General features: G+C 70.0%; 17 protein-coding genes. 12 read left to right on the forward strand and 5 right to left on the reverse strand.

The window, feature by feature from the left end; all coding sequences use genetic code 11:
- Position 1: 1 nt before the first annotated feature.
- The 3 genes from RIN43_RS11040 to hrpA form a co-directional block, all read right to left on the reverse strand.
- Entirely contained in the window at positions 2 to 1,378 is a 1,377-nt protein-coding gene (locus RIN43_RS11040; RefSeq protein WP_309128976.1) for an aminotransferase class I/II-fold pyridoxal phosphate-dependent enzyme, read from the reverse strand.
- An 89-nt stretch (positions 1,379 to 1,467) separates the two neighbouring features.
- On the reverse strand, positions 1,468 to 2,412 hold the full coding sequence (locus RIN43_RS11045; protein WP_309128977.1) for an NADP-dependent oxidoreductase: 945 nt from the start codon (positions 2,410 to 2,412) through the stop codon (positions 1,468 to 1,470).
- A gap of 55 nt (positions 2,413 to 2,467) precedes the next feature.
- Complete coding sequence (gene hrpA, locus RIN43_RS11050) at positions 2,468 to 6,391, reverse strand: ATP-dependent RNA helicase HrpA (protein ID WP_375163740.1); 3,924 nt, start codon at positions 6,389 to 6,391, stop codon at positions 2,468 to 2,470.
- Positions 6,392 to 6,471: 80 nt separating this feature from the next.
- Between hrpA and RIN43_RS11055 the strand changes: the two genes are divergently transcribed.
- From RIN43_RS11055 to RIN43_RS11070, 4 genes are all read left to right on the forward strand, one after another.
- Positions 6,472 to 7,308, forward strand: coding sequence for an aldo/keto reductase (locus tag RIN43_RS11055; protein ID WP_309128978.1), 837 nt, complete (start codon positions 6,472 to 6,474; stop codon positions 7,306 to 7,308).
- Between the two features lie 148 nt (positions 7,309 to 7,456).
- The gene (locus tag RIN43_RS11060; protein ID WP_309128979.1) at positions 7,457 to 9,235 is read left to right on the forward strand and encodes a DUF255 domain-containing protein; all 1,779 of its coding nucleotides are present in this window, start codon (positions 7,457 to 7,459) and stop codon (positions 9,233 to 9,235) included.
- A 165-nt stretch (positions 9,236 to 9,400) separates the two neighbouring features.
- Positions 9,401 to 10,807, forward strand: coding sequence for an amino acid permease (locus tag RIN43_RS11065; RefSeq protein WP_309128980.1), 1,407 nt, complete (start codon positions 9,401 to 9,403; stop codon positions 10,805 to 10,807).
- Between the two features lie 51 nt (positions 10,808 to 10,858).
- Positions 10,859 to 11,776, forward strand: coding sequence for a DUF808 domain-containing protein (locus RIN43_RS11070; protein ID WP_309128981.1), 918 nt, complete (start codon positions 10,859 to 10,861; stop codon positions 11,774 to 11,776).
- A gap of 34 nt (positions 11,777 to 11,810) precedes the next feature.
- Here RIN43_RS11070 and RIN43_RS11075 read toward each other — a convergent pair whose 3' ends face one another.
- Positions 11,811 to 13,364, reverse strand: coding sequence for a phospholipid carrier-dependent glycosyltransferase (locus RIN43_RS11075; protein ID WP_309128982.1), 1,554 nt, complete (start codon positions 13,362 to 13,364; stop codon positions 11,811 to 11,813).
- Positions 13,365 to 13,418: 54 nt separating this feature from the next.
- Here RIN43_RS11075 and rsmI point away from each other — a divergent pair, with 54 nt between their 5' ends.
- The 4 genes from rsmI (at position 13,419) to RIN43_RS11095 (ending at position 17,507) form a co-directional block, all read left to right on the forward strand.
- Positions 13,419 to 14,234 (forward strand): 16S rRNA (cytidine(1402)-2'-O)-methyltransferase, encoded by an 816-nt coding sequence (rsmI, locus tag RIN43_RS11080; protein WP_309128983.1) that lies wholly within the window; start codon positions 13,419 to 13,421, stop codon positions 14,232 to 14,234.
- Complete coding sequence (locus RIN43_RS11085) at positions 14,231 to 14,842, forward strand: class I SAM-dependent methyltransferase (RefSeq protein ID WP_309128984.1); 612 nt, start codon at positions 14,231 to 14,233, stop codon at positions 14,840 to 14,842. The genes rsmI and RIN43_RS11085 overlap by 4 nt, the downstream gene beginning before the upstream one ends.
- 207 nt (positions 14,843 to 15,049) lie before the next feature.
- Positions 15,050 to 16,627 (forward strand): methionine--tRNA ligase, encoded by a 1,578-nt coding sequence (gene metG, locus RIN43_RS11090; protein WP_309128985.1) that lies wholly within the window; start codon positions 15,050 to 15,052, stop codon positions 16,625 to 16,627.
- A 4-nt stretch (positions 16,628 to 16,631) separates the two neighbouring features.
- The gene (locus tag RIN43_RS11095; protein WP_309128986.1) at positions 16,632 to 17,507 is read left to right on the forward strand and encodes a TatD family hydrolase; all 876 of its coding nucleotides are present in this window, start codon (positions 16,632 to 16,634) and stop codon (positions 17,505 to 17,507) included.
- Here the strand turns inward: RIN43_RS11095 and RIN43_RS11100 are convergent.
- Positions 17,489 to 18,760, reverse strand: coding sequence for an MFS transporter (locus RIN43_RS11100; protein ID WP_375163741.1), 1,272 nt, complete (start codon positions 18,758 to 18,760; stop codon positions 17,489 to 17,491). The two genes, RIN43_RS11095 and RIN43_RS11100, sit on opposite strands and share 19 nt — an antisense overlap.
- An 82-nt stretch (positions 18,761 to 18,842) precedes the next feature.
- Here RIN43_RS11100 and rsmA point away from each other — a divergent pair, with 82 nt between their 5' ends.
- The 4 genes from rsmA to RIN43_RS11120 all read left to right on the forward strand — a co-directional run bounded on the left by rsmA (position 18,843) and on the right by RIN43_RS11120 (position 22,850).
- Positions 18,843 to 19,694, forward strand: coding sequence for a 16S rRNA (adenine(1518)-N(6)/adenine(1519)-N(6))-dimethyltransferase RsmA (rsmA, locus tag RIN43_RS11105; RefSeq protein ID WP_309128988.1), 852 nt, complete (start codon positions 18,843 to 18,845; stop codon positions 19,692 to 19,694).
- Positions 19,695 to 19,737: 43 nt separating this feature from the next.
- The gene (gene mgrA, locus RIN43_RS11110) at positions 19,738 to 20,802 is read left to right on the forward strand and encodes an L-glyceraldehyde 3-phosphate reductase (protein ID WP_309128989.1); all 1,065 of its coding nucleotides are present in this window, start codon (positions 19,738 to 19,740) and stop codon (positions 20,800 to 20,802) included.
- A gap of 7 nt (positions 20,803 to 20,809) precedes the next feature.
- Positions 20,810 to 21,742, forward strand: a complete 933-nt coding sequence (locus tag RIN43_RS11115; RefSeq protein WP_309128990.1) for a 4-(cytidine 5'-diphospho)-2-C-methyl-D-erythritol kinase — start codon at positions 20,810 to 20,812, stop codon at positions 21,740 to 21,742.
- A 94-nt stretch (positions 21,743 to 21,836) separates the two neighbouring features.
- Positions 21,837 to 22,850, forward strand: a complete 1,014-nt coding sequence (locus tag RIN43_RS11120) for a LacI family DNA-binding transcriptional regulator (RefSeq protein ID WP_309128991.1) — start codon at positions 21,837 to 21,839, stop codon at positions 22,848 to 22,850.
- The last annotated feature ends 12 nt before the right edge of the window (positions 22,851 to 22,862 follow it).

Consider the following 22,862-nt stretch of genomic DNA (forward strand, 5'->3'; position numbering starts at 1 on the left):
ATCAAGCGTAGTGGCGGACGTCCTCGCGATCAGCCGCGCTCCGCGTCGGGATGAGCGGCGCCAGTGCGCGGTCGAGGTCGGCGATCAGGTCGGCGGGGTCCTCGAGACCGACCGACACGCGGATGGTGCTCGGCGAGATGCCGGCGGCGGACAGCTGGCCGGAGCTCAGGTGCGAGTGGGTCATGGATGCCGGATGGGCGACGATGCTGCGCGCGTCTCCGATGTTCGCGACCAGGCGGAACACCTCCAGGCCGTCGATCACCTGTGCGACCCTGCCGATGTCGTCTGCGGCATCCGCGTCGTCCTGCGCGATGTCGAACGAGAACACCGACGGCACACCGCGAGGCAGGTACCGCTGCGCCAGCTCATGCCACTGGTTGCCGGTGAGACCGGGATGATGCACCTGCGCGACGGCCGGATGCTGCGCGAGGTGGCGCGCGATGGTGAGGGCGCTCGCGCTCTGCCTGCCGACGCGCAGATCGAGCGTCTCGATGCCCTGCAGGATCTGCCACGCGTTGAACGGCGACAGCGAGGGGCCCAGATCGTGGACGTACTTCGACTTCACCAGCACGGCGAACGCCAGCCCGATGCCGAAGCGCTCCCAGAGCACGAGGTCGCCGAAGCGCGGGAATGGCCGGGTGAACTGCGGCCACCGCTCCGGCTCCGCACCGAAGTCGAAACTGCCCTGATCGATCACCACGCCGCCGAGCGAGGTCCCGTGCCCGGCGAGGAACTTCGTGGCCGAGTGCACGACGAAGTCGGCGCCGTGCTCACCGGGGCGCACCAGGTAGGGGGTGCCCACCGTGTTGTCGATGACCAGCGGCACGCCCGCCTCGTGGGCGATGTCAGCGACGAGACGGATGTCGAGGACCTGGGCGATGGGGTTGGCCACCGACTCTGCGAAAAGCAGCCGGGTCTGCGGGGTGATCGCGGCGCGCCAGGCGTCGGCGTCGTCCTGGTCGACGAACGTCACCGAGATGCCGAAGTCGTCGAGAGTGTCCTGCAGCAGGTCCACGGTGCCGCCGTAGAGCTGGTTCGCGGCGACGACGTGCCCGCCGCGCCCGGCAAGGGCGAGGATCGTGACGGCGACCGCGGCCTGGCCCGAGGCCACGGCCACCGCCGAGGCGCCGCCTTCGAGCGCGGCGACACGCTCTTCGAGGATCGTCTGGGTGGGGCTCGCATTGCGGCTGTAGATGATGCCCGGCTTGCGGAGCGCGAACAGGTCGGCTGCCTCGGCCAGGCTGGCGAACTCGTAGGCGGCGGTCTGGTGGATCGCGGGCACGGCGGTGCGGTGGGCGGCGCCGGGGGTGAAGCCGTGCTGAACCTGGTTCGTCGCGAAACCGGCAGCGGGCGCCTCTGGCACGAGTCGGGAGGTCATCGACCCATCTTCCGGCGCGCGCCGGGAGGATGCCGGGATGTGTCGAACTGTTGCGTCCCCCGAGCCGCAGGGCGGTCCGGTCCCGGGGCTCAGGGGATCAGGACGATCTTCCCGTCGGCGGCGTGCTGCTCGATCAGCTGATGGGCGCGCGCAGCCTCGGCGAGCGGCAGCTCGGGGCCGAGCTCGATCTGGAAGTCGCCAGCCTCAATGAGGTTGATGGTCACCCCGACGGCTTCGCGCCGCCAGCCGAGCTCCTCCTCGGTGAGCGGCACCGGGTTCCCGCCCGAGAAGGCGCGGATGCCCAGCTCGGCCGCATCCGGTCCGCGCACGATCGTCGCGATCCGGTCGCGGTCGGCGACGAGCGCCTTGGAGACCTCGATCGCCTCGTCGGTGCCCGCACAGTCGAGCGCCACGGTGACACCGTCCGGCGCGGCCTCGCGCACCCGCTCCAGCAGACCGTCGCCGTAGGCGATCGGGATGGCGCCGAGCGCACGGACCTGGTCGTGCCGCGCGGGACTCGCGGTGGCGATGACGGTGGCGCCCCAGAGCGCGGCGAACTGCACGGCGGCCTGCCCGACCGAACCCGATCCGGCGTGTACCAGCAGCACGTCCCCCTTGCGCACCCCGAGCGAGCGCAGGCACTGGTAGGCGGTCCCGGCAGGGATGCCGATCGCGGCGCCCTCGGCGGAGGTCACGCCGTCGAGCATCCGGGCGATGTTGCGCACAGGCACCGCGAGCGACGTCGCGTACGTGCCGCGGGTGTCGTGGATCGCCACCCGGTCGCCGACGCCGAACCCTGTGACGCCGTCACCGAGCGAGGTGATGACGCCAGCTCCGTCGAAGCCGACATGGCGGGGCTCGACGATGGGCGGGAGCGGGCGGATGCCGGCACGCTGCTTGACGTCGATCGGATTCACACCGGCCGCCTCGATGCGTACGACGACTTCGCCGGGACCGGCGACCGGGTCCGGCACCTCGACGAGATGCAGGACGTCAGGGGATCCGAGTTCCGTGTGGACGATCGCGCGAGCCATGACCCCAGGCTAACCCGGGCCGGAGGGGAGCCGCGTACGGCGCCGGGTGAGCGGCTCAGCGCAGTTCGGCGAGCACCTTCTGGATGCGCTGGGGGGACACCGGCTGCGCAGTGCCCAGACGCTGCGCGAACACGCTGATGCGGTACTCCTCGAGCAGCCAACGCGCCTCGACGAGCGCGGGCGATGCGTCAGCCGGGAGCGGGATGCTGCCGCCCGCGTCCTCGTACGCCTTCGCCATCCGCTCGTACTCCGTCATGCGCGAGCGGTCCTTGCCAGGGTCGTTCGCGAGCGTGTTCAGGCGTTCGAGCATGCCGTCGAGATACCGCGGGAGATGCGCCAGCCGATCCACCCCGGTCGCCGAGATGAACCCCGGCCGGATGAGCCCGGCGAGCTGCGAACGGATGTCGTTGAGCGGGCCGAGCAGGGCGAGGGAGTTCTGCGACTTGAGGCCGCGCTCGACATCGCGACTCTTCGCCAGGATGCGTGACACCAGCGAGACGCAAGCGAACAGGCGGTCGACGAGGCCGGCGTTCACGGCATCCCGCACGCGCCGGAACTCCGCCTCGGTGTGAACGATCGCCCCGTCGGTCGTCTCGTCCATCATCTGCCGGACGACGGCCGTGCGGGCGTCCTCGATGAGCGCCGCCACGTTCTGGTACGGGGAGGCGGCCAACGCCAGCTTCTCGGGAGCGGTCAGATGGCTCTGCACGTACGACGCGGGGGAGGGGACGTTCAGCAGCACGAGGCGCAGCACGCCGTCGCGCGTCGCGGATGCCGCGGCGTCGGCAGTCGCCTCCAGCCGCACCGAGACCGTCCTGCCGCGGTCGACGATCGCGGGGTAGCCGCGCACGACGCCGCCTGCGACCCTGGTGTCGAGGACCTCGGGCAGATCGCCGAAGGTCCAGTCCGTGAGATCGTCGCGTTCGATGGGGCCTCGCGCGCTCGCCGCGGCCACAGCGGTGGCTTCAGGGCGACGCGTTCCGGCGTTGCGCTCGGGGCGCGCGATGGAACGCGCGACGCTCGCGCGGGAGCGGTCCGACAGCGAATCCTGCAGGGCGGCGAGGTCGCGATCCGAACCGGCGACCCTGCCGCGCTCGTCGACCGCGCGGAAGTTCATCCGCAGATGCCCTGGCACGCGCTCGTCATCGAAGTCGGCGGCTGTCACCGGCTGATTGGCCAGCGGCTGGATCAGCTTCGCGAGCGCCTCCTTCAGCGAGCGCTGCGGTAGGCCGGCGTGATGCTCAGGCCCCTCCTCGGCGAGCTGCTCGCCGAACTTCTCAGCCCAGTCCGCTGCGGGGACGACATGTCGGCGGATCGCCTTCGGCAGGGCGCGCAGCAGCGCCGTGATCAGCTCGGCCCGCAGCCCCGGCACCTGCCAGTCGAAGCCCGCGTCGCGGACCTGCTGCAGCAGTGCGAGAGGGATGACCGCGCTCACGCCGTCGTCGGGCGCGCCGGGCTCGAACCGGTAGGCCAGCCCGAGCACCTGGTCGGCCTGCGCCCAGCGGGTCGGGAACTCGGCCCGATCGGCCCTCTCCTCCTCGTCGACGAGGTCGCTCTCGCGCATCACCAGCAGCTTCGGCGTCTGCTGCAGCGCTTCACGCCACCAGGTCTCGAAGGAGCGCACGTCGAACACCTCGTGCGGGATGCGCTGATCGTAGAACGCGAAGACGGCCTCGTCGCCGGCGAGGATGTCGCGTCGTCGCTCGCGTTCCTCGAGCTTCTCCAGGCGCCGGCGCAGCTCGGCGTTCGCGCGCCAGAAGGCGCCGACCCGCCTGTCGATCCGCGACGGATCCCACTCGCCGTCGACGAGCGCGTGCCTGACGAACAGTTCGCGGGCGCCGGGGCGGTCGATGCGGGCGAACTGCACACGCCGCCTCGGGATGATCTCCACCCCGAACAGCGTGACCTTCTCGTAGGCGACCGCCGCACCCGCGTCCTTCGACCAGTGCGGCTCGGTGACCTGCCGCTTGGCAAGGTCGCCGGCGAGAGCCTCCGCCCAGGCGGGATCGATGGCGGCGACCGTGCGCGCGAAGGTGCGCGAGGTCTCCACGATCTCGGCGGCCATGACCGCCTGCGGTGACTTCTTGCGCAGCCCCGACCCGGGGAAGATGGAGAAGCGGATGCCGCGCGCCCCGCGGTACTCCGTGACCCTCCGCTTCTGCTCCTTCGACGGCGTCTTGTTCGCGCCCTTGGCGGCGGTGCGCTCGTCGAGAACACCGATCTGCGAGAGCAGGCCGGCGAGGATCGCCCGGTGGATCGCATCCGGATCGGATGCCGTCGCAGACGGCGTCTTCGGCGACTTGACCAGTGTGCGCAGCTGCCGGTGCACGTCGAACCATTCGCGCACGCGCACGTAGTTGAGGTGCTCGCTGCGGCACATGCGCCGGAACACGCTGGAACCCAATTCGGCCTGTTGCTGGCGCAGGTGGTTCCACAGCTTCAGCAGGCTCAGGAAGTCGCTGGTCGGGTCGGTGAAACGCGCGTGCATGCGCTCCGCTTCGTCCCGCACCGACTGGGGGGCGTCCGCCGAGGGGCGCTCGCGGACGTCCTGGATGGACAGGCCGGCCACGATCGGCATCACGGCGGCGAGGACGCCGGGGCCCGTGCGGGTGGCCTCGACGAGCATCCGCGCGAATCGCGGGTCCATCGGCATGCGCGAGATCTCGCGGCCGATGCGGGTCAGCCGGGGCTGCGCGCCGCGAGCCAGGTCGACCGCTCCGATCTCGGTGAGCAGCTCGAGGGCGGCCTTGACCCCTCGCGAGTCGGGAGGGGTGAGGAAGGGGAACTCGGCGATGTCGCCGAAGCCGAGAGACAGCATCTGCAGCACGACCGAGGCGAGGGAGGTGCGCAGGATCTCGGGCTCGGTGAACTCGGGGCGCTTGTCGAAGTCGTCTTCGCCGTACAGACGGATCGCGATGCCGTCGCTGGTGCGACCGGCACGGCCCGAGCGCTGGTTCGCCGAAGCCTGCGAAACGGCCTCGATGGGAAGCCGCTGCACCTTCGACCGCGCGCTGTACCGGGAGATGCGGGCGGTTCCGGTGTCGATCACGTACTTGATGCCGGGCACCGTCAAGCTCGTCTCGGCGACGTTCGTCGCGAGCACGACGCGGCGTCGCAGTCCTGCCACGGTGGATCGCTCGAACACGCGGTGCTGCTCGGCGGCGGACAGCCGGCCGTACAACGGCAGCACCTCCACAGGCGCGGTCGACGAACGATAGGCGGCGCGCACCGCATCGGCCGCATCGCGGATCTCCGCTTCGCCCGGCAGGAACACCAGAACATCGCCAGGGGCCTCCCTGTCGAGTTCGCGCAGCGCGGTGACGATCGCCGAGACCTCGTCCTCCGGCTCGGCGGCGGCGTCTTCCGTCGTCTCATCCATCAGCGGCCGGTAGCGGATCTCGACCGGGTAGGTGCGACCGGAGACCTCGACGATCGGCGCGGGTTCGCCCGACGCGTCGGCGAAGTGCGCGGCGAAGCTCTCGGGATCGATGGTCGCCGAGGTGATGATCACCTTCAGATCGGGGCGCTCGGGCAGGATGCGGCGCAGGTAACCGAGCAGGAAATCGACGTTGAGCGAGCGCTCGTGCGCCTCGTCGATGATGATCGTGTCGTAACGGCGCAGCAGCCTGTCACGGTGGATCTCGTTCAGCAGGATGCCGTCGGTCATCAGTGCGATGCGGGTGGCGTCCGACACCTGGTCGGTGAAGCGCACCTTGTAGCCGACCAGCCCGCCCAGTGCGACGTGCAGTTCCTCGGCGACGCGCTCGGCGATGGTGCGTGCCGCAAGTCGGCGCGGCTGCGTGTGAGCGATGCGCTCGCGGCCGAGTTCGAGGCAGATCTTGGGCAGCTGAGTGGTCTTGCCCGATCCCGTGGCGCCGGCGACGATCACGACCTGGTGGTCGCGGATCGCGTCGGCGATCTCGCCGCGGGCGGCGCTGACCGGCAGCTCGGGCGGATAGGAGATCACGGGCGAGGACATAGCCCTCCATCGTATTCCGTGCTCCGACGGCACTGGCGCCCGCGGAGCGTACCTGTCATCACAAGCCGTACGCTGGGGGCATGACGATCCCCACTCTGGAACTCAACGACGGAAACAGCATCCCCCAGCTCGGGTTCGGCGTCTTCCTCGTGCCGGCCGACGAGGCTGAGCGCGCGGTCAGCGAGGCGCTCGAAGCCGGCTACCGCCACATCGACACCGCGGCGATCTACGGCAACGAAGAGGGTGTCGGCGCAGCGATCGCCAAGAGCGGCATCGCTCGCGACGAGCTCTACATCACGACCAAGCTGTGGAACGACCGCCACGACGCAGACGAGCCCGACAAGGCCATCGAGGAGAGCCTCTCCAAGCTCGGGCTCGACGCGGTCGACCTTTACCTCGTGCACTGGCCGACGCCTGCGAAGGACAACTATGCCCACGCGTGGGAGAAGATGATCGGCATCCGCGAGCGCGGTCTCAGCCGGTCGATCGGCGTGTCGAACCACCTCGTGCCGCACCTCGAGCGCATCGTCGCCGAGACGGGCGTCACGCCCGCCGTCAACCAGATCGAGCTGCACCCCGCCTACCAGCAGCGCGACATCACCGCATGGGGCGCTGAGCACGGCGTGCTCATCGAGTCGTGGGGCCCGCTCGGCCAGGGCAAGTACGACCTGTTCGGCACCGAGGCCGTCGCATCGGCCGCATCCGAGACCGGCAAGACACCCGCCCAGGTCGTGCTGCGCTGGCACCTGCAGAAGGGCTTCATCGTGTTCCCGAAGTCGGTGCGCCCCGAGCGCATGCGCGAGAACATCGACGTCTTCGGCTTCGAGCTCAGCGACGCCCAGATGGCCGCGATCGACGCCCTCGACCCGCTCGACGGCTCGGGGCGTGTGGGCACGCACCCCAACGACATGAACTGAGCCGCCGCTCGCTGCCGAGACCGCCAGCTGCCGCCGGCACCCCGTGGTGCCGCGTGCGCAGCCGGGGGTCTCGGCGCGTAGGGGGCCTCGACGATGGATGGCGCGACGAGGCCGCCCGGTGCGGGGGACAGCGGCGTAGCGTGGAGACATGACCAACCGGCTCGCGGACACCCTCAGTCCCTACCTGCGCGCCCACGCCGACAATCCGGTGGACTGGCAGCCGTGGGGACAGGCCGCGTTCGACGAGGCGCGGAAGCGCGATGTGCCGCTGCTCATCTCCATCGGGTACTCGACCTGCCACTGGTGTCACGTCATGGCGCGTGAGTCGTTCGCCGACGCGGAGACCGCACGGCGGATGAACGAGGGCTTCGTCGCGGTCAAGGTCGACCGTGAGGAGCATCCCGACGTCGATGCCGCGTTCATGGCCGCAGCCTCGGCGTTCACGCAGAACCTCGGCTGGCCGCTCACTGTCTTCACCACGCCCGGGGGAAGCGCGTTCTACGCCGGGACGTACTGGCCGCCGGAGGCACGGGGTGGCATGCCAGGCTTCCGCGAGGTGCTCGCTGCCGTCGGTGAGGCGTGGACCGAGCGGCGGGCGGCTGTACTGGAGTCGGCCGACGCCGTCTCGGACGCCTTGCGGCAGGCCGCCCGTTCCGCTCCTGGCCGCCTGCCGGATCCGGCGGCTCTGCGCACGGCGGCGGAGAGGATCGTGGAGCGCGAGGACCGGCTGTTCGGAGGCTTCGGAGGAGCGCCGAAGTTCCCCATGGCCACGACGCTGCGGTTCCTGCAGCATCCGCTCGCTGGTGAGGCGGATGCCGCCACCCGGGCTCTCGACGCGATGGCCGCGTCAGAGCTGAGGGACGCCGTCGACGGCGGCTTCTTCCGCTACGCCACCCAGCGCGACTGGACCGTTCCGCACTACGAGCGGATGCTCACCGACAATGCGCAGCTCCTCGAGGTGGCGCTGGACGCCGGGCGAGAGGAGGTGGCGCGAGGCATTGCGGGATTCCTCCTCAGCGTGCTGCGCCGCGAGGGCGGAGCGTTCGGCGCCGCGCAGGACTCCGAGTCGTGGATCGACGGGGAGCGCAGCGAGGGCGGCTACTACCGGCGCCCGCCCGCGGAACGCCGCGCACTCGAGCCGCCCGCAGTGGACGGTAAGGTGCTGACCGGCTGGAACGGGCTGGCGATCGGCGCGCTCGCACGCGCAGGGGCGGTGCTCGGCGAGTCAGGCTGGGTGGAGGGCGCGGCCACCGCGGCCGGACACGTGCTGTCGGTCAACCGGGGCCCGCGCGGGGAGCTCGTCCGATCGTCGCTCGACGGCGTCGCCGCTGCGGCGGTGGCGACCGCGGGGGACGTCGGCCTGCTCGCCGAGGGCCTGTTCGCGCTGGCGCTCGCCGCGGGCGATGTCGCCTGGGCCGTGCATGCGATCGAGGTGCTCGGCGCTCCGGTCATCGCCGACCCCGTGCTGTCGGCGCAGGGCATCGTGCCGGCCGGTGACGACGGAGACGGCGACCTGCCCTCCGGCCCGGCCGCGCTGGCCTCCGCCCACCTCACAGCGTGGCTGCTGGGGGCAGGAGAGGAGCACCGCTCGCGCGCCGAGACCCTGGTGTCCGACGTCACGGCGCGCGCGGCGCAGCATCCCCTCGCCCACGGCTCACTGCTGAGGGTGGCGGCGGGTCTGGCGCGGCCGCCGCGGCAGGTCGTCGCCGTGGTGAAGCGGCACGACGGGCCGCTCGCACTTGCCGCGCGCCGGGTCGATGCCGACGTCGTGGCCGTGCTGAGCCCGGAGCGGGCGCAGGCGTTCGCCGACGCGGGCTTCTCACTGTTCGAGGGAAAGGGTGCGTCGTCCGACCTTGCGTACGACTGCCGCGATTTCGTGTGCCGGCTGCCGACCGCTGACCCGGAGGCGATCTCGCGCTCGCGCTGAGCAGAGTGGTTGGTGATGCCAGCCTTTGAGGTGCCGGGCTGCGCAAGGTGCACGATCACCCCGCACCACATTGCATCGGGCAGTTCGGCCATCTAGTGTTTCGCATCGGTGCTGGCAGCCTTCGGCGCAGCATCCCGCCGCAATCCGGACGAGGAGGTCCGCTCGATGACCGAAGTGCCGACGATCACCACGACGACGAGGGGCCTGCATCAGGGGCTCACTCGCCGGCAGATCTCGATGATGGGCCTCGGCGGCGCGATCGGCGCCGGACTCTTCGTCGGCTCCGGACAGGCGATCAGCATCGCGGGCCCCGCCGTGCTCGTGTCGTACCTCGTGGCAGGCACCATCGTCATCCTGGTCATGACCATGCTCGCCGAGATGGTCGCCGCGCGGCCCAGCTCCGGCGCGTTCAGCTCGTATGCCCAGCGCGCGATGGGCCGAAGCGCCGGCAGCGCCGTCGGCTGGCTGTACTGGATTCAGCTGGTCGTCGTGATCGCCGCGGAGGCGACAGGGGCCGCTGGCATCATCGAGGGATGGGTCCCCGGCATCCCGGCCTGGGCCTGGGTGCTGATCTTCGTCGTCGCGCTCACCGCCGTGAACCTTTTCGGCGTGCGCAACTACGGTCGGTTCGAGTTCTGGTTCGCCGCGATCAAGGTGTTCGCCATCGTCGCGTTCCTCGTGGTGGGCGTCTGCGCCATCGTCGGACTGATCCCCGGTGTGCCGGCGACCGGCATCGGCAACCTCGTCGCGCACGGCGGATTCGCCCCGCACGGCGTCACGGGAGTCGCCGCAGCGCTCCTCGCCGTCGTGTTCGCGTTCGGCGGCACCGAGGTCGTAGCCATCGCCGCTGCGGAATCCGACGATCCGTCGCACAACATCCGCCGGATCGTGCGCGAGGTGATGGTGCGCATCCTGGTGTTCTACCTGGGCTCGATCTTCGTCATCGTGGCGGTGCTGCCCTGGAACGACGCGGCGGTGACCGAGGGACCGTTCTCGGCCGTCCTCGCCACGCTGCGCGTGCCAGGCGTCGACCTCGTGATGTCGCTCATCGTCGTCATCGCTCTGCTCTCGGCGATGAACGCCAACATCTACGGCGCCTCGCGCATGGCCTACTCGCTGGGCGAGCGCGGTCTCGCTCCCACCGCGTCCATCCGCACCAGCGAGAAGGGCGTGCCCTATGTCGCGGTGCTCGCGTCGGTGGCGTTCGGGTTCGTGACCGTCGGGCTGAACTGGGCCTTCCCCGGAGTGGTGCTGGGCGCGCTGCTCAACGTCGTCGGTTCTACGGTGCTCGTCATCTGGACGTCCACCGCGATCGCACAGATCATCCTGCGTCGCCGGGCCGACCGCGACGGCACGACCCTGCCGATGCGCATGTGGGGCTTCCCCTGGCTGTCATGGCTCTGCCTGGCGCTGCTGGCCGGCGTGATCGCCCTGGCGATGACCGATGCAACCGCGCGCACGCAGCTGCTGCTGACGCTCGGGCTCACCGCAGCGCTGCTCATCGGCGCCCGGCTCACCCGCGGGGTGTCGCGACCTGGTGTGCTGAAGGAGCCGATCGACCCGCGCGCCTAGTAGCGTTGTCCCCCGGAGCGCGGTTGCCGATCGCGCGAGGGAGGAAACCGCATGTCTGTTGGTCTGCTGGCCGTCGTAGACGACATCCTCAGCGCCGCCATGAAGGCCTCCGCGAAGGCGGCGGGCGTCGTCATCGACGATGCGGCCGTCACCCCGCAGTACGTACAGGGGCTGACTCCGGCGCGGGAACTGCCTGTGGTCGCCAAGATCGCACTCGGCTCGATCGCCAACAAGTTCGTCATCATCATCCCGATCGCCCTGCTGCTGACGGCGTTCGCCCCGTGGGTGCTGCCGTACCTGCTGATCCTCGGCGGCGGATACCTCTGCTTCGAGGGCGCCGAGAAGGTATTGGAGTGGTTCGGATTCGGCCACGGCCACGCTGATGAGGGCGAGCGCAACGAGAACAGATTGGTGTGGGGTGCCATCCGCACCGATCTCATCCTGTCGACGGAGATCATGCTCATCTCGCTCGCGAATCTCGAAGCGGGGATGGGCATCTGGCAGACACTGCTCGTGCTCGCCGTGATCGCCGTGGTGATGACCGGCGTCGTCTACGGCGCCGTGGCGCTGCTGGTGAAGATCGACGACATCGGTCTCGGCATGGCGAAGAGCCCGGTGCGCCGGGTCCGGCACACGGGTACGCGCATCGTGCGCTCCATGCCCGCCGTGTTCCGGGTGATCAGCGTGATCGGCACCGTGGCGATGCTGTGGGTCGGCGGTCACCTGGTGATCGTGAACCTCGGAGAGATCGGCTGGCATGTCCTCTCGGATCTGCTGCACGGCGTCGAACACCTGCTCGAGCCGCTGGGCGGAGTGGTCGTCTGGGTGGGCGACACGGCGGTCTCGGCCGTCGCCGGCCTGATCGCGGGACTCATCATCGTCGGGGTCGTGCTCGGCATCAGCCGACTGCTGGGCAAGCAGCCGAGCTTCGACGAAGGCCACCAGAAGGTTCCCGGTACCCAGCACTGACCTTCACGCCCCGCGCTGAGCGCTCCCGGCGGGCTCAGATCCAGCCGGGCATCCAGTTGTGGATGAGCCAGAACGGGTAGGGCACGCTCCAGCCCGTCCACACGGGGTAGTAGAACGCAGAGACGCCGACGACGAACACGAGGAACACCACCACGGTGCGCTGGCCCGCCTGCCGGCGGCACAGCGCGTCGTCGGCCGCGCCGGCGATCGCGCGCAGCGCGACGACCAGTGCGAGGATCAGGAACGGCGCCATCACGACTGTGTAGAACTGGAAGATCGTGCGCTGGGGGATCAGCAGCCACGGAACGTAGGTGGCGAGCAGTCCGACGAGCGGGTAGGTGACCGCCGGGGAGGCGGGGGCGCGGTCGATCAGGCCCCGGACGAACAGGTAGAGAAGGAAGACGACCGCAGCCACGCCGCCGTACCAGATCAGCGGATTCGGCACCGACGAGGTCACGGCGATGCAATGGCCGGTGCCGCACGGCGCCGGGTCGTCGGCCACCCAGATCGCAGTGGGGCGCAGCAGCAATGGCCACTGCCAGGCGGGGCTGGCGTACGGGTGCCCGCTGACCAGGCCGACGTGGAAGCCGAACATCGCCTCGTGGTAGTTCCACAGCGCCGCCAGGGGGTTGGCGTCGGAGCCCCGGTCGTAGCCTCCTGAGGTCGCCAGCCAGCCGGTCCAGCTGGCCAGGTACGTGAGCAGCGCCGGGCCCACCAGCAGCAGGAAGGAGACCGGACCCTGGCGGAAGGCGGCATCCGTCGGCCACAGCACGATGCCGGCGCGGCGTCGTGCCAGCGCATCCGTCACGACCGCGTACACACCGAGAACGGCCAGCGCGTAGAGGCCGGACCATTTCACGGCGGATGCTGCGCCGAGCGCGACGCCTGCGGCGATCAGCCACGGTCGCGCCCACAGCACCGGGCCCGCGAGCGGATCGACCTCCCCGGCACGCGCCGTCTCGAGCAGCGGTATGGTGCGCTCGCGATCGATCAGCACGAACAGGAATCCGAGCAGCAGGAAGAACGTCAGGATGCCATCCAGCAGTGCGATCCGGCTCATCACGATGCCGAGTCCGTCGATGGCCAGCAGCCCGCCGGCGATCGTGGCGTAACCGCGTGAGCCGGTCAGCCGCAGCGCGATCAGGTACACCAGCAGCACGGTCAGCGTGCCCAGCAGGGCGGTGGTGAACCGCCAGCCGAAACTCGATCCCGGGCCCGCGATCGCCATGCCGAGCGCGATGATCCACTTGCCGAGCGGAGGATGCACGACGAACGAGCCCGCCGTCTGCAGGGCGGAGGTGTCGCCTTGCGGCAGCTGCGCGTCGGCGTCATCCCCCCATTTCGCCTCGTAGCCGAGCGACCACAGCGACCAGGCGTCCTTCACGTAGTACGTCTCGTCGAACATGATCTCGTGCGGATGCCCGAGGTTCGTCAGCCGCAGCACGGCAGCGAGCAGCGTCACCACTGCCGGTGCGAGCCAGCCGAGCATCCGGTGCAGCACCGGGTCGGCCGCGGCTCGCGCGCGTGCCCTCTCGAGCCAGGTGCGCCGCGCGTCGAGCGGCGGCAGCAGCGGGGCGGGAGAGGTCACCCGATCAGCCTATGGGCTCCTGGCGGGGATGCCCGGGAGACCTAAGCTGGGCGGATGATCATCCTCGCGGCGACCCCGATCGGCAATCTCGGCGACGCGTCACGCCGCCTGGTCGAGGTTCTCGAGAACGCTGAGATCGTGGCCGCGGAGGACACCCGGACGACGCAGCGGCTCCTGCAGGCGCTGCAGATCGAGAACCGGCCGCGGCTCATCGCACTGCACGACCACAACGAGAAGCAGAAGGCCGGCGAGCTCGCCGAGCTCGCCGAAGAGCACGACATCGTCGTGGTGAGCGACGCCGGGATGCCTGCGGTGAGCGATCCGGGATACGGGCTGGTGGCCGCGGCGGTGGAGCGCGGGGTGACGGTCACCGCGATCCCCGGCCCCAGCGCCGTGCTGATGGCGCTCGCGATCTCGGGCCTGCCCACCGACCGGTTCACCTTCGAGGGGTTCCTTCCGCGCAAGCCCGGGGAGCGCAGGCAGACACTGGGTCTGCTCGCGTCCGAATCGCGCACCATGGTCTTCTTCGAATCCCCGTCGCGGCTGGCCGCGTCGTTGGCAGATCTCGGCTCGGCGTTCGGCGACCGCCGCCGCATCGCCGTGTGCCGCGAGCTCACCAAGCTCTACGAGGAGGTGCGTCGGGGAACCGCCTCCGAGCTGGAGGAATGGGCCGCGGCGGGAGTGAAGGGCGAGATCGTCATCGTCGTAGAGGGCGCGCCGCCCGTGGAGGTCTCGGCGGAGGACGCCCTGGCGCAGGTGCAGACGCTCGTGGCATCCGGCGCCCGGCTGAAGGAGGCCTGCGCCGAGGTCGCCGCTGCCACCGGCCTCAGCTCCCGCGACCTCTATCAGGCGGCGCTGGCCGCGCGATGACGGAGGCCGGTGTCGCGCACGCGTACGACGCGCGGGCCGCGGAGTACATCGCGCTCCTCGGCGAAGTGGATCGACTGGCGGCGCAGGACCGCGAGGAGATCGGCGCGTGGGCCGATGCCGCAGCGGGACGGATGCTGGATGCCGGCTGCGGGCCCGGCCTGTGGACGCGCTTCCTGCACGACCGGGGGCATGACGTGCTCGGCGTCGACCTGTCGCAGCGGTTCGTGGCGCACGCGAGGACGCAGCATTCGCATCTCGAGTTCGTGCACGGCAGTTTCGCGGAGCTTCCGCTGCCCGACGGCTCGCTCGGCGGCATCCTCGCCTGGTACTCGCTGATCCACACACCGCCGGACGACGTCCCGTCGGTTCTCGCGGAGTTCGCGCGCGTGCTCGCGCCCGGCGGCAGCATCCTGTTCGGGTACTTCGACGGCCCGGCGCGCGAGCCCTTCGCTCACGCCGTCACGACCGCGTACTTCTGGACTCTGGATGCCCTGGCACCCCTGCTCGCCGACGCGGGCTTCACCGTCGCCGCCGTCGAGCGTCGCGATCGCACTCCCGACGAGCCCAGCACCCGCCCGCACGCCTCCCTGACCGCCGTCCGCCGCTGATCCACCGACCCTCCCACCTCCGCGCGCCGAGGAGATGGCGCGCCTCGGCGCACAGGAGGGCGGAGGACGTTCCCGGAGCGAGCATCGGGAGGGGCCCGCGCAGCGGGAGGGAACCCGCTCTGCGAGCCCAGGGAAGGTCCGCAGCCCGCCCCGACAGCAAGAGTCACGAAACAAACCCGCCCCCGCTTCCCGCCTAGAATCGATGCCATGCCCGCAGGCGACTCGTTCTACATCACCACGCCCATCTACTACCCGTCCGACGTGCCGCACATCGGACACGGGTACACGACGGTGGCGGTCGACACGCTCGCCCGCTGGCACCGCCAGGCCGGCGATGACACCTGGATGCTCACGGGCACCGACGAGCACGGCCAGAAGATGCTGCGTGCGGCGGCTGCGAACGACGTCACCCCGCAGGAGTGGGTCGACAAGCTCGTCGGCGAGAGCTGGTTCCCGCTGCTGAAGACGCTCGACGTCGCGAACGACGACTTCATCCGCACGACCCAGGAGCGGCACGAGAAGAACGTGCAGGTGTTCTTCCAGAAGCTGTACGACGCGGGCTACATCTACGCCGGCGAGTACGAGGCGCTCTACTGCGTGGGCTGCGAGGAGTTCAAGCCCGAATCCGAGATCGTCGACGGCACCGGTCCCTTCGAGGGACTCAAGGTGTGCGCGATCCACTCCAAGCCGCTCGAACTGCTGCAGGAGAAGAACTACTTCTTCAAGCTGAGCGAGTTCCAGGGCCGGCTGCTCGAACTGTACCGCACGCAGCCCGATTTCGTGCGTCCTGATTCGGCGCGCAACGAGGTGGTCTCGTTCGTCAGCCAGGGGCTGAAGGATCTCTCGATCTCGCGGTCCACGTTCGACTGGGGCATCCCGCTGCCGTGGGACGAGTCGCACGTGATCTACGTGTGGGTCGACGCGCTGCTCAACTACGCCACAGCCATCGGCTACGGTGCCGACCAGGAGACGTTCGACCGCCGGTGGCCCGGCTACCACGTCGTCGGCAAGGACATCCTGCGCTTCCACGCCGTGATCTGGCCGGCAATGCTGATGGCCGCGGGCCTCGAGGTGCCCAAGGGCGTCTTCGCGCACGGCTGGCTGCTGGTGGGCGGCGAGAAGATGTCGAAGTCGAAGCTCACCGGCATCGCGCCGACCGAGATCACCGACGTATTCGGCTCTGACGCGTACCGGTTCTACTTCCTGTCGGCGATCGCCTTCGGCCAGGACGGCTCGTTCTCGTGGGAGGACCTCTCGGCCCGCTACCAGGCCGAGCTCGCGAACGGCTTCGGCAACCTCGCCTCGCGCACGGTCGCGATGATCGAGAAGTACTTCGGCGGCGTCGTGCCCGAGGCGGCCGAGTACACGGAGGCCGACCTCGCCATCCAGCAGACGGTGGCGGATGCCGCATCAGCGGCGGACGCGGCTGTGGACAGTTTCCGCCTCGACGAGGCCATCGATGCGATCTGGACCATCGTCGACGCCCTGAACGGCTACATCACCGAGAACGAGCCGTGGGCGCTGGCCAGGGACGACGAGAAGCGCTCCCGCCTCGGCACTGTGCTGTACACCTGCGCCGAGGGCCTGCGGGCGCTCGCCGTGCTGCTTTCGCCGGTGATGCCGCAGGCGACCGCGAAGCTGTGGGAGGCGCTCGGAGCCGAGCAGTCGCTCGGTGCGCTCACCGACCAGCCGCTGCGAGAGGCCGGTGCGTGGGGCATCCTGCAGCCGGGCACGACGGTGGCCGCACTGGCGCCGCTGTTCCCGCGCGTGGAGCAGACCGCTTAGCGACATGGCGGAGACGTACGTGCAGGCGCGATCCAGCGAAGGCCGCAAGGATCTGCGCTACCCGTCGGCGCCCGAGCCGCTCGCGGTCGCGGTGTACGACAACCACGCGCACCTCGAGATCACCGACGGCATCGAGCCGCTGAGCCTCGGCGAGCAACTCGACCGTGCGCAGGCTGTCGGCATCGCCGGGGTCGTTCAGGCGTCGGGCGACATCGAGTCCTCACGCTGGGCTGTGGATGCGGCGGCATCCGACCGGCGTGTGCTCGCCGCCGTCGCGATCCACCCGAACGACGCCCCCGCATACGCTGCGGAGGGCCGACTGGGTGAGGCGATCGCCGTCATCGACGAGCTCGCCGCGCACCCGCGCACGCGGGCGATCGGCGAGACGGGCCTCGACTACTTCCGCACCGACGAGCCCCGCCGACCCGCTCAGCACGAGTCCTTCGAGGCGCACATCGCGCTGGCGAAGAAGCACGGAATCGCCATGCAGATCCACGACCGCGATGCGCACGACGACGTCCTCGAGACGTTGCGGCGTGTCGGCGCACCGGAGCGCACGGTGTTCCACTGCTTCTCGGGCGATGAGGCGATGGCGCGGATCGCGGCCGACGCCGGCTACCACCTCTCGTTCGCAGGCAACGTCACCTTCAAGAACGCACAGAGCCTTCGCGACGCCCTCAAGGTCACGCCGCTCGACCGCATTCTCGTCGAGACGGATGCGCCGTTCCTCACGCCGGTGCCGCTGCGCGGCCGGCCGAACGCTCCCTACCTCGTGCCGATCACGGTGCGCTTCATGGCGGCGGAGCTCGGCATGGACGTCGACGAGCTGTGCGCGCAGCTCGCGGCGAACACCCTGGCCGTCTACGGCGCGTTCGACTGAGAGTCCTCTGCACGCGCTTCGTCCCCTGCGACGGCGACGGAGCCGGTCTCCGTCAGCACGGGCCGCGCACTGACGATGTGCGAGATCGGGCGCCACACCAGCACCAGGGTGAGCGCCGCCCCGGCGAACGCGAACCACCACGGCGCCGTCAGCCCCCAGGTCTGGGCGATCACGCCGCCGAGAGCCTGCCCGATCACCATGCCGCCGAACACGCCGACCATGTTCACCGATGACACCCGGCCCTGCAGCTCGTGCGGCACGAGCCGTTGGCGCACCGTGGTGGAGATCGTGCCCCAGACGAAGGCGTAGAAGCCGAAGCACACCATGATCACCAGCGCCACCCACCCGGTGGTCGTGAGCGCGAAGGCAAGGTGCATGAGCACTTCCAGCGACAGGCACACGCGCATCAGCGTCGCGAACGAGACATGCCGCTCCAGCCATCCGAAGCTCATGGTGGCCAGCAGGCCCCCCGCGGCGGATGCCGTGGTCAGTGCGCCGTAGCCGATCGCGCCCATCTGCAGATGCTCGGTGGCGTACAGGACGAGGACGCCCCACGGGGCTGCCCAGGTGATGTTGAACAGCAGGATGATGAGCACGAGCATCCGCACAGGCGGGTTTCGCCACAGCCAGCGGATGCCATCGGCGATGTCTGTGTGCACCGGTGTGCGCACATCGGTCTCGGCGCGGGCCGGCACCGGAGTCGCGGCCATGCGCGAGACGAGCACGATCGCGAGGAGCACGCAGAGCACCTCGAGCAGGAACGGCCATGCAGCGCCGGCGGCGAACAGGAACGCCCCGAGCGGAGGGCCGGCGAACTGATTCGCGACGAGGTAGCCGGCCTGGAGCCGAGCGTTGCCGATACCCAGGTCGGCGGGTTTGACGAGCATGGGAAGCAACGTGCTGGCGGCCGTGTCGACGAACACCTCGGCCGTGCCGTAGAGGAAGGCGACGGCGAGCACGATCCAGATGTTCGCGGTGCCCGTGACCAGGAAGGCGCACAGCGCGATGAGCACGACGGCGCGTGCGGCGTTGGCGAACATCACCATGCGGCGCCGGTCGAAGCGGTCGGCGATCGCGCCCGCGTGCAGACCGAAGAGCAGCCAGGGCAGGAACTGCAGCACCGCACCCGACGCGACCAGGATCGGCGATGAGGTCATCGAGGCGATCAGCAGCGGAGCGGCCGCCAGAGCCACGCCGTCGCCGACGTTGCTCGTCCAGGAAGAGGCCAGCAGCCAGCGGAAATCGCGCCCCATGCGGCGCGGCGCCATGAGCTCTCCGAGTGCGGTCACCCGGTCGAGCATAGGGCCATCACCGGACATGCGTGAGAATGGGGGGATGACCGTCTCTCTGCTCGGCGCGACCGAGATCCGCCGTCTTGCCGCCGAGCTCGACGTGACGCCGACGAAGAAGCTCGGTCAGAACTTCGTCGTCGACGCGAACACGGTGCGCAAGATCGTGCAGGCGGCGTCCGTGCGGCCGGGCGAGAGGGTCGTCGAGATCGGGCCGGGGCTCGGTTCGCTCACGCTCGCGATCCTCGAGACGGGAGCCGCGGTCACGGCCGTGGAGATCGATCACCGTCTGGCCGCTCGCCTGCCGCAGACGGCCGCTGAGCACGGCGTGCCGGATGGTGCGCTCACGGTGGTGGATGCCGATGCCATGCGCGTCACCGAGCTGCCCGGAGAGCCGACGGTGCTCGTCGCCAACCTGCCCTACAACGTCTCGGTTCCCGTGCTGCTGCACTTTCTCGAGACCTTCCCCGCGCTCGAGCGCGGGGTGGTGATGGTTCAGGCCGAGGTGGCGGAACGGCTCGCCGCGAAGCCGGGCTCGAAGATCTACGGCGCCCCCAGCGTCAAGGCCGCCTGGTACGGTCCATGGCGTCTCACCGGCAACGTCTCGCGGCAGGTCTTCTGGCCGGTGCCGAACGTCGACAGTCTGCTGGTGGGCTTCCACCGCGACGCCGATCCGCGCGGGGATGAGATCGAGCGTCGGCGCACCTTCGAGATCGTGGATGCCGCGTTCAACCAGCGCCGCAAGATGCTGCGCCAGGCGCTGTCTGGCGTCTTCGGCGGATCCGCCGCCGCGTCCGAGGCGCTCGAGGCCGCCGGCGTGGCACCCACGGCTCGCGGGGAGGATCTCACGGTGGATGACTATCACCGCATCGCGCGCGTCGCCCCCGTCGCGGCCTGACTCGCAGAGGGCGGGCATGGCCGTATCCGGATAGCCTGTCAACGTGACCGAACCGCGCTACCGTCCCGACGTTCCCGAGCTCCACCGGCCTTACACCGCCGCTCCCGGTCGCTACCAGCGCTACGGATATCGTCAGGTGGGATCCTCCGGGCTGTACCTGCCGCCGATCTCCCTCGGGCTGTGGTGGAACTTCGGAGACAACATCCCGCTCGACAACCAGCGCGCTCTGCTGCGGCATGCCTTCGACAGCGGCATCACGCACTTCGACCTCGCCAACAACTACGGCCCACCCTATGGTTCCGCAGAGAAGAACTTCGGCCGCATCCTCGCCGAGGACCTGCGTGCCTATCGTGACGAGCTGATCATCTCGTCGAAAGCCGGCTGGGACATGTGGCCTGGCCCGTACGGCGACCTCGGCAGCCGAAAGTACATCCTCGCCAGCGCCGAGCAGTCTCTGACCCGAATGGGCCTCGACTACGTCGACATCTTCTACTCGCACCGCGTCGACCCGGTCACCCCGGTGGAGGAGACGATCGGAGCGCTGGACGCGCTCGTTCGTCAGGGCAAGGCGCTGTACGTCGGGATCTCGTCGTACAGTGCGGAGCGCACGGCGGAGGCGGTCGCCGTCGCCCGTGACCTCGGCACCCCGCTGGTGATCCATCAGCCCTCGTACTCGATCCTCAACCGCTGGATCGAGGACGGCTTGACCGACACGCTGCGCGCCGAGGGGCTCGGGGCGATCGCCTTCACGCCGCTGGCACAGGGCCTGCTCAGCGGGAAGTACCTCGCCGACGGCAGAGCCGACCGTGCGCAGAAGCGCCGTTCCCTGCCTGATGCGCCGGTGTCGGAGGAGGGACTCGCGGTCCTGCGCGGGCTGAACGACATCGCCGCCGACCGCGGGCAGTCGCTGGCGCAGCTCGCGCTGCAGTGGACGCTGCGGGATCCGGTGGTCGCCTCGGCGCTGATCGGTGCGTCGCGGCCGGAGCAGCTCGACGAGAACCTCGCGGCCGTGGACGGCCCGGAGTTCAGCGACGAGGAGCTCACGGCGATCGACGCGCTCGCGCACGGGATAGATGTGAACCTGTGGGCGACCTCCTCGGAGCTGTGAGCGCACGATGACCATGGCGCATCGATCGGATGCCGTGCACGTGCGCGCACCGGGGAAGATCAACGTCTACCTCGGCGTCGGGCCCCGGCACGACGACGGGTATCACGCGCTCGCGACGGTCTTCCAGGCGGTGTCGCTGTATGAGGACGTCTACGCACACCCGTCCGACGGATTCTCGATCGAGGTCATCGGCGATGTGAACGTCGCCGACGTGCCCACAGACGACCGGAACCTCGCGATGCGCGCCGCCAAGCTGCTCGCCCACACCGCCGGAGTCGCCGATGGTGTGCACCTGATGATCCGAAAGGGCGTTCCGGTGGCCGGCGGGATGGGCGGCGGCTCGGCGGATGCGGCGGCTGCTCTCGTCGCATGCGACGCGCTGTGGGGCACAGACCTCGGTCCGCACCGGCTGCATGAGCTGGCCGCGCGGCTCGGCGCCGACGTGCCGTTCGCCCTGCACGGAGGCACCGCCGTCGGAACCGGTCGCGGCGATCAGCTGACGCCGGCGCTCGCGCGCGGACGCTTCGACTGGGTGCTCGTTCTGAGCGATGAAGGCCTGTCGACGCCTGTCGTCTATGGGCGGCTGGACGAGATGCGCAGTCAGGGGGAGGGGCTGGCGGACGACGCGGCGCCGACGCTGGAGGTGCCCGTCGCGATGCTGCACGCTCTGCGCGTCGGCGATGCGCAGGAGCTCGCTCCTGTGATGATGAACGACCTCGAGCCGGCGGCGATCTCCGACCGCGCCGACCTCGCGCTCGCGCTGGCCGACGGCTTGCGCTTCGGCGCCCTGACGGGGATCGTATCGGGGTCTGGCCCGACTCTCGCGTTCCTCTGCGCGGGTCCGGAGGTGGCGCGCACGGTTCAGGACGAACTGCGCGCGACGGGCCGCGATGCGCTGCACGTGCACGGCCCTGTTCCAGGGGCGCGGATCATCCCTTGACCGACGCCGCGACCGGTCCGCGGATGCGGGCCGCGGCGGCAGCATGCCATGATGGAAGCGCTGATGTGAACGTGCACATGCGAGGAGGCATGCAGTGACCGCCGCCTCCGAACGTGCCAGGACGCCGAGCATCCGCGACGTGGCGCGTCTCGCCGGCGTCTCGCATCAGACCGTCTCGCGCGTGCTGAACGACCACCCCAGCATCCGCCCCGAGACCAAGGCCAAGGTGCTCGACGCGATCTCCGTGCTCGACTACCGCCCCAACCTCGCCGCCAGAGCGCTCGTCACCAGCAGATCGAACACGCTCGGAATCCTGTCCGCGACGATCGGCGAGTTCGGACCGACCTCTTCGATCGCCGCGATCGAGGAGGCCGCCCGTGACGAGGGCTACTCGGTGTCGACGCTGAACCTCACCGAGACGACTCCCGAAGCGATCGGCGCCGCTGTGCGCCAGCTCGGACGTGAGCACGTCGACGGCATCGTCGTGCTCGCGCCGCAGGTGCGCGTGTTCAACGTGCTCCGTGGAATGGCGGCATCCGTCCCCTACGTCAGCCTGCAGACGGCCTCCGGCTCGGATGGGGTGACCCTCTCGGCCGACCAGGTGTCCGGAGCGCGCATCGCCACCGAGCATCTGATCTCCCTGGGGCACTCGGACATCCTGCACCTTGCCGGACCGCAGGACTGGATCGAGGCCGAGTCGCGCATGCGCGGCTACCTCGACGCGCTGCGTGACGCCGACCTGCCCACGTTCCCGCCGATCCGCGGAGACTGGACCGCCGACTTCGGCTACTTCGCCGGGCAGGAGCTCTCGAGGCGGCCGGACTTCACCGCCGTCTTCGCCGCCAACGACCTGATGGCCATCGGCCTGATGCACGGCTTCCGTGACGCCGGCCTTCGAGTGCCGGACGACATCAGCGTCGTCGGCTTCGACGACATCCCCGTCGCCGCCCATGTGTCGCCCACGCTCACCACCGTGCACCAGGACTTCACCGAGGTGGGCCGACGCGCGGTGCACATCCTGCTGGCGCAGATCCGCGGGGAGCGGGTGCCGGTCTTCGGCGCCCTCGAGCCGGAGCTGCGGCTGCGCGAATCCTCCTCGTCACGGTGAGATCGCGAATAC

Source organism: Microbacterium sp. (assembly GCF_031178445.1).
In the GTDB taxonomy this organism is placed as follows: domain Bacteria; phylum Actinomycetota; class Actinomycetes; order Actinomycetales; family Microbacteriaceae; genus Microbacterium.

Excerpts from the sequence above, each read along its gene's own strand:
- RIN43_RS11060 (WP_309128979.1), top strand. The coding sequence starts at position 7,457 with ATGACCAACCGGCTCGCGGACACCCTCAGTCCCTACCTGCGCGCCCAC.
- rsmI (WP_309128983.1), top strand. The coding sequence starts at position 13,419 with ATGATCATCCTCGCGGCGACCCCGATCGGCAATCTCGGCGACGCGTCA.
- hrpA (WP_375163740.1), bottom strand. The coding sequence starts at position 6,391 with ATGTCCTCGCCCGTGATCTCCTATCCGCCCGAGCTGCCGGTCAGCGCC.
- metG (WP_309128985.1), top strand. The coding sequence starts at position 15,050 with ATGCCCGCAGGCGACTCGTTCTACATCACCACGCCCATCTACTACCCG.
- RIN43_RS11065 (WP_309128980.1), top strand. The coding sequence starts at position 9,401 with ATGACCGAAGTGCCGACGATCACCACGACGACGAGGGGCCTGCATCAG.
- RIN43_RS11095 (WP_309128986.1), top strand. The coding sequence starts at position 16,632 with ATGGCGGAGACGTACGTGCAGGCGCGATCCAGCGAAGGCCGCAAGGAT.
- RIN43_RS11070 (WP_309128981.1), top strand. The coding sequence starts at position 10,859 with ATGTCTGTTGGTCTGCTGGCCGTCGTAGACGACATCCTCAGCGCCGCC.
- RIN43_RS11055 (WP_309128978.1), top strand. The coding sequence starts at position 6,472 with ATGACGATCCCCACTCTGGAACTCAACGACGGAAACAGCATCCCCCAG.
- RIN43_RS11045 (WP_309128977.1), bottom strand. The coding sequence starts at position 2,412 with ATGGCTCGCGCGATCGTCCACACGGAACTCGGATCCCCTGACGTCCTG.
- RIN43_RS11040 (WP_309128976.1), bottom strand. The coding sequence starts at position 1,378 with ATGACCTCCCGACTCGTGCCAGAGGCGCCCGCTGCCGGTTTCGCGACG.
- RIN43_RS11085 (WP_309128984.1), top strand. The coding sequence starts at position 14,231 with ATGACGGAGGCCGGTGTCGCGCACGCGTACGACGCGCGGGCCGCGGAG.
- RIN43_RS11115 (WP_309128990.1), top strand. The coding sequence starts at position 20,810 with ATGACCATGGCGCATCGATCGGATGCCGTGCACGTGCGCGCACCGGGG.
- RIN43_RS11100 (WP_375163741.1), bottom strand. The coding sequence starts at position 18,760 with ATGGGGCGCGATTTCCGCTGGCTGCTGGCCTCTTCCTGGACGAGCAAC.
- rsmA (WP_309128988.1), top strand. The coding sequence starts at position 18,843 with ATGACCGTCTCTCTGCTCGGCGCGACCGAGATCCGCCGTCTTGCCGCC.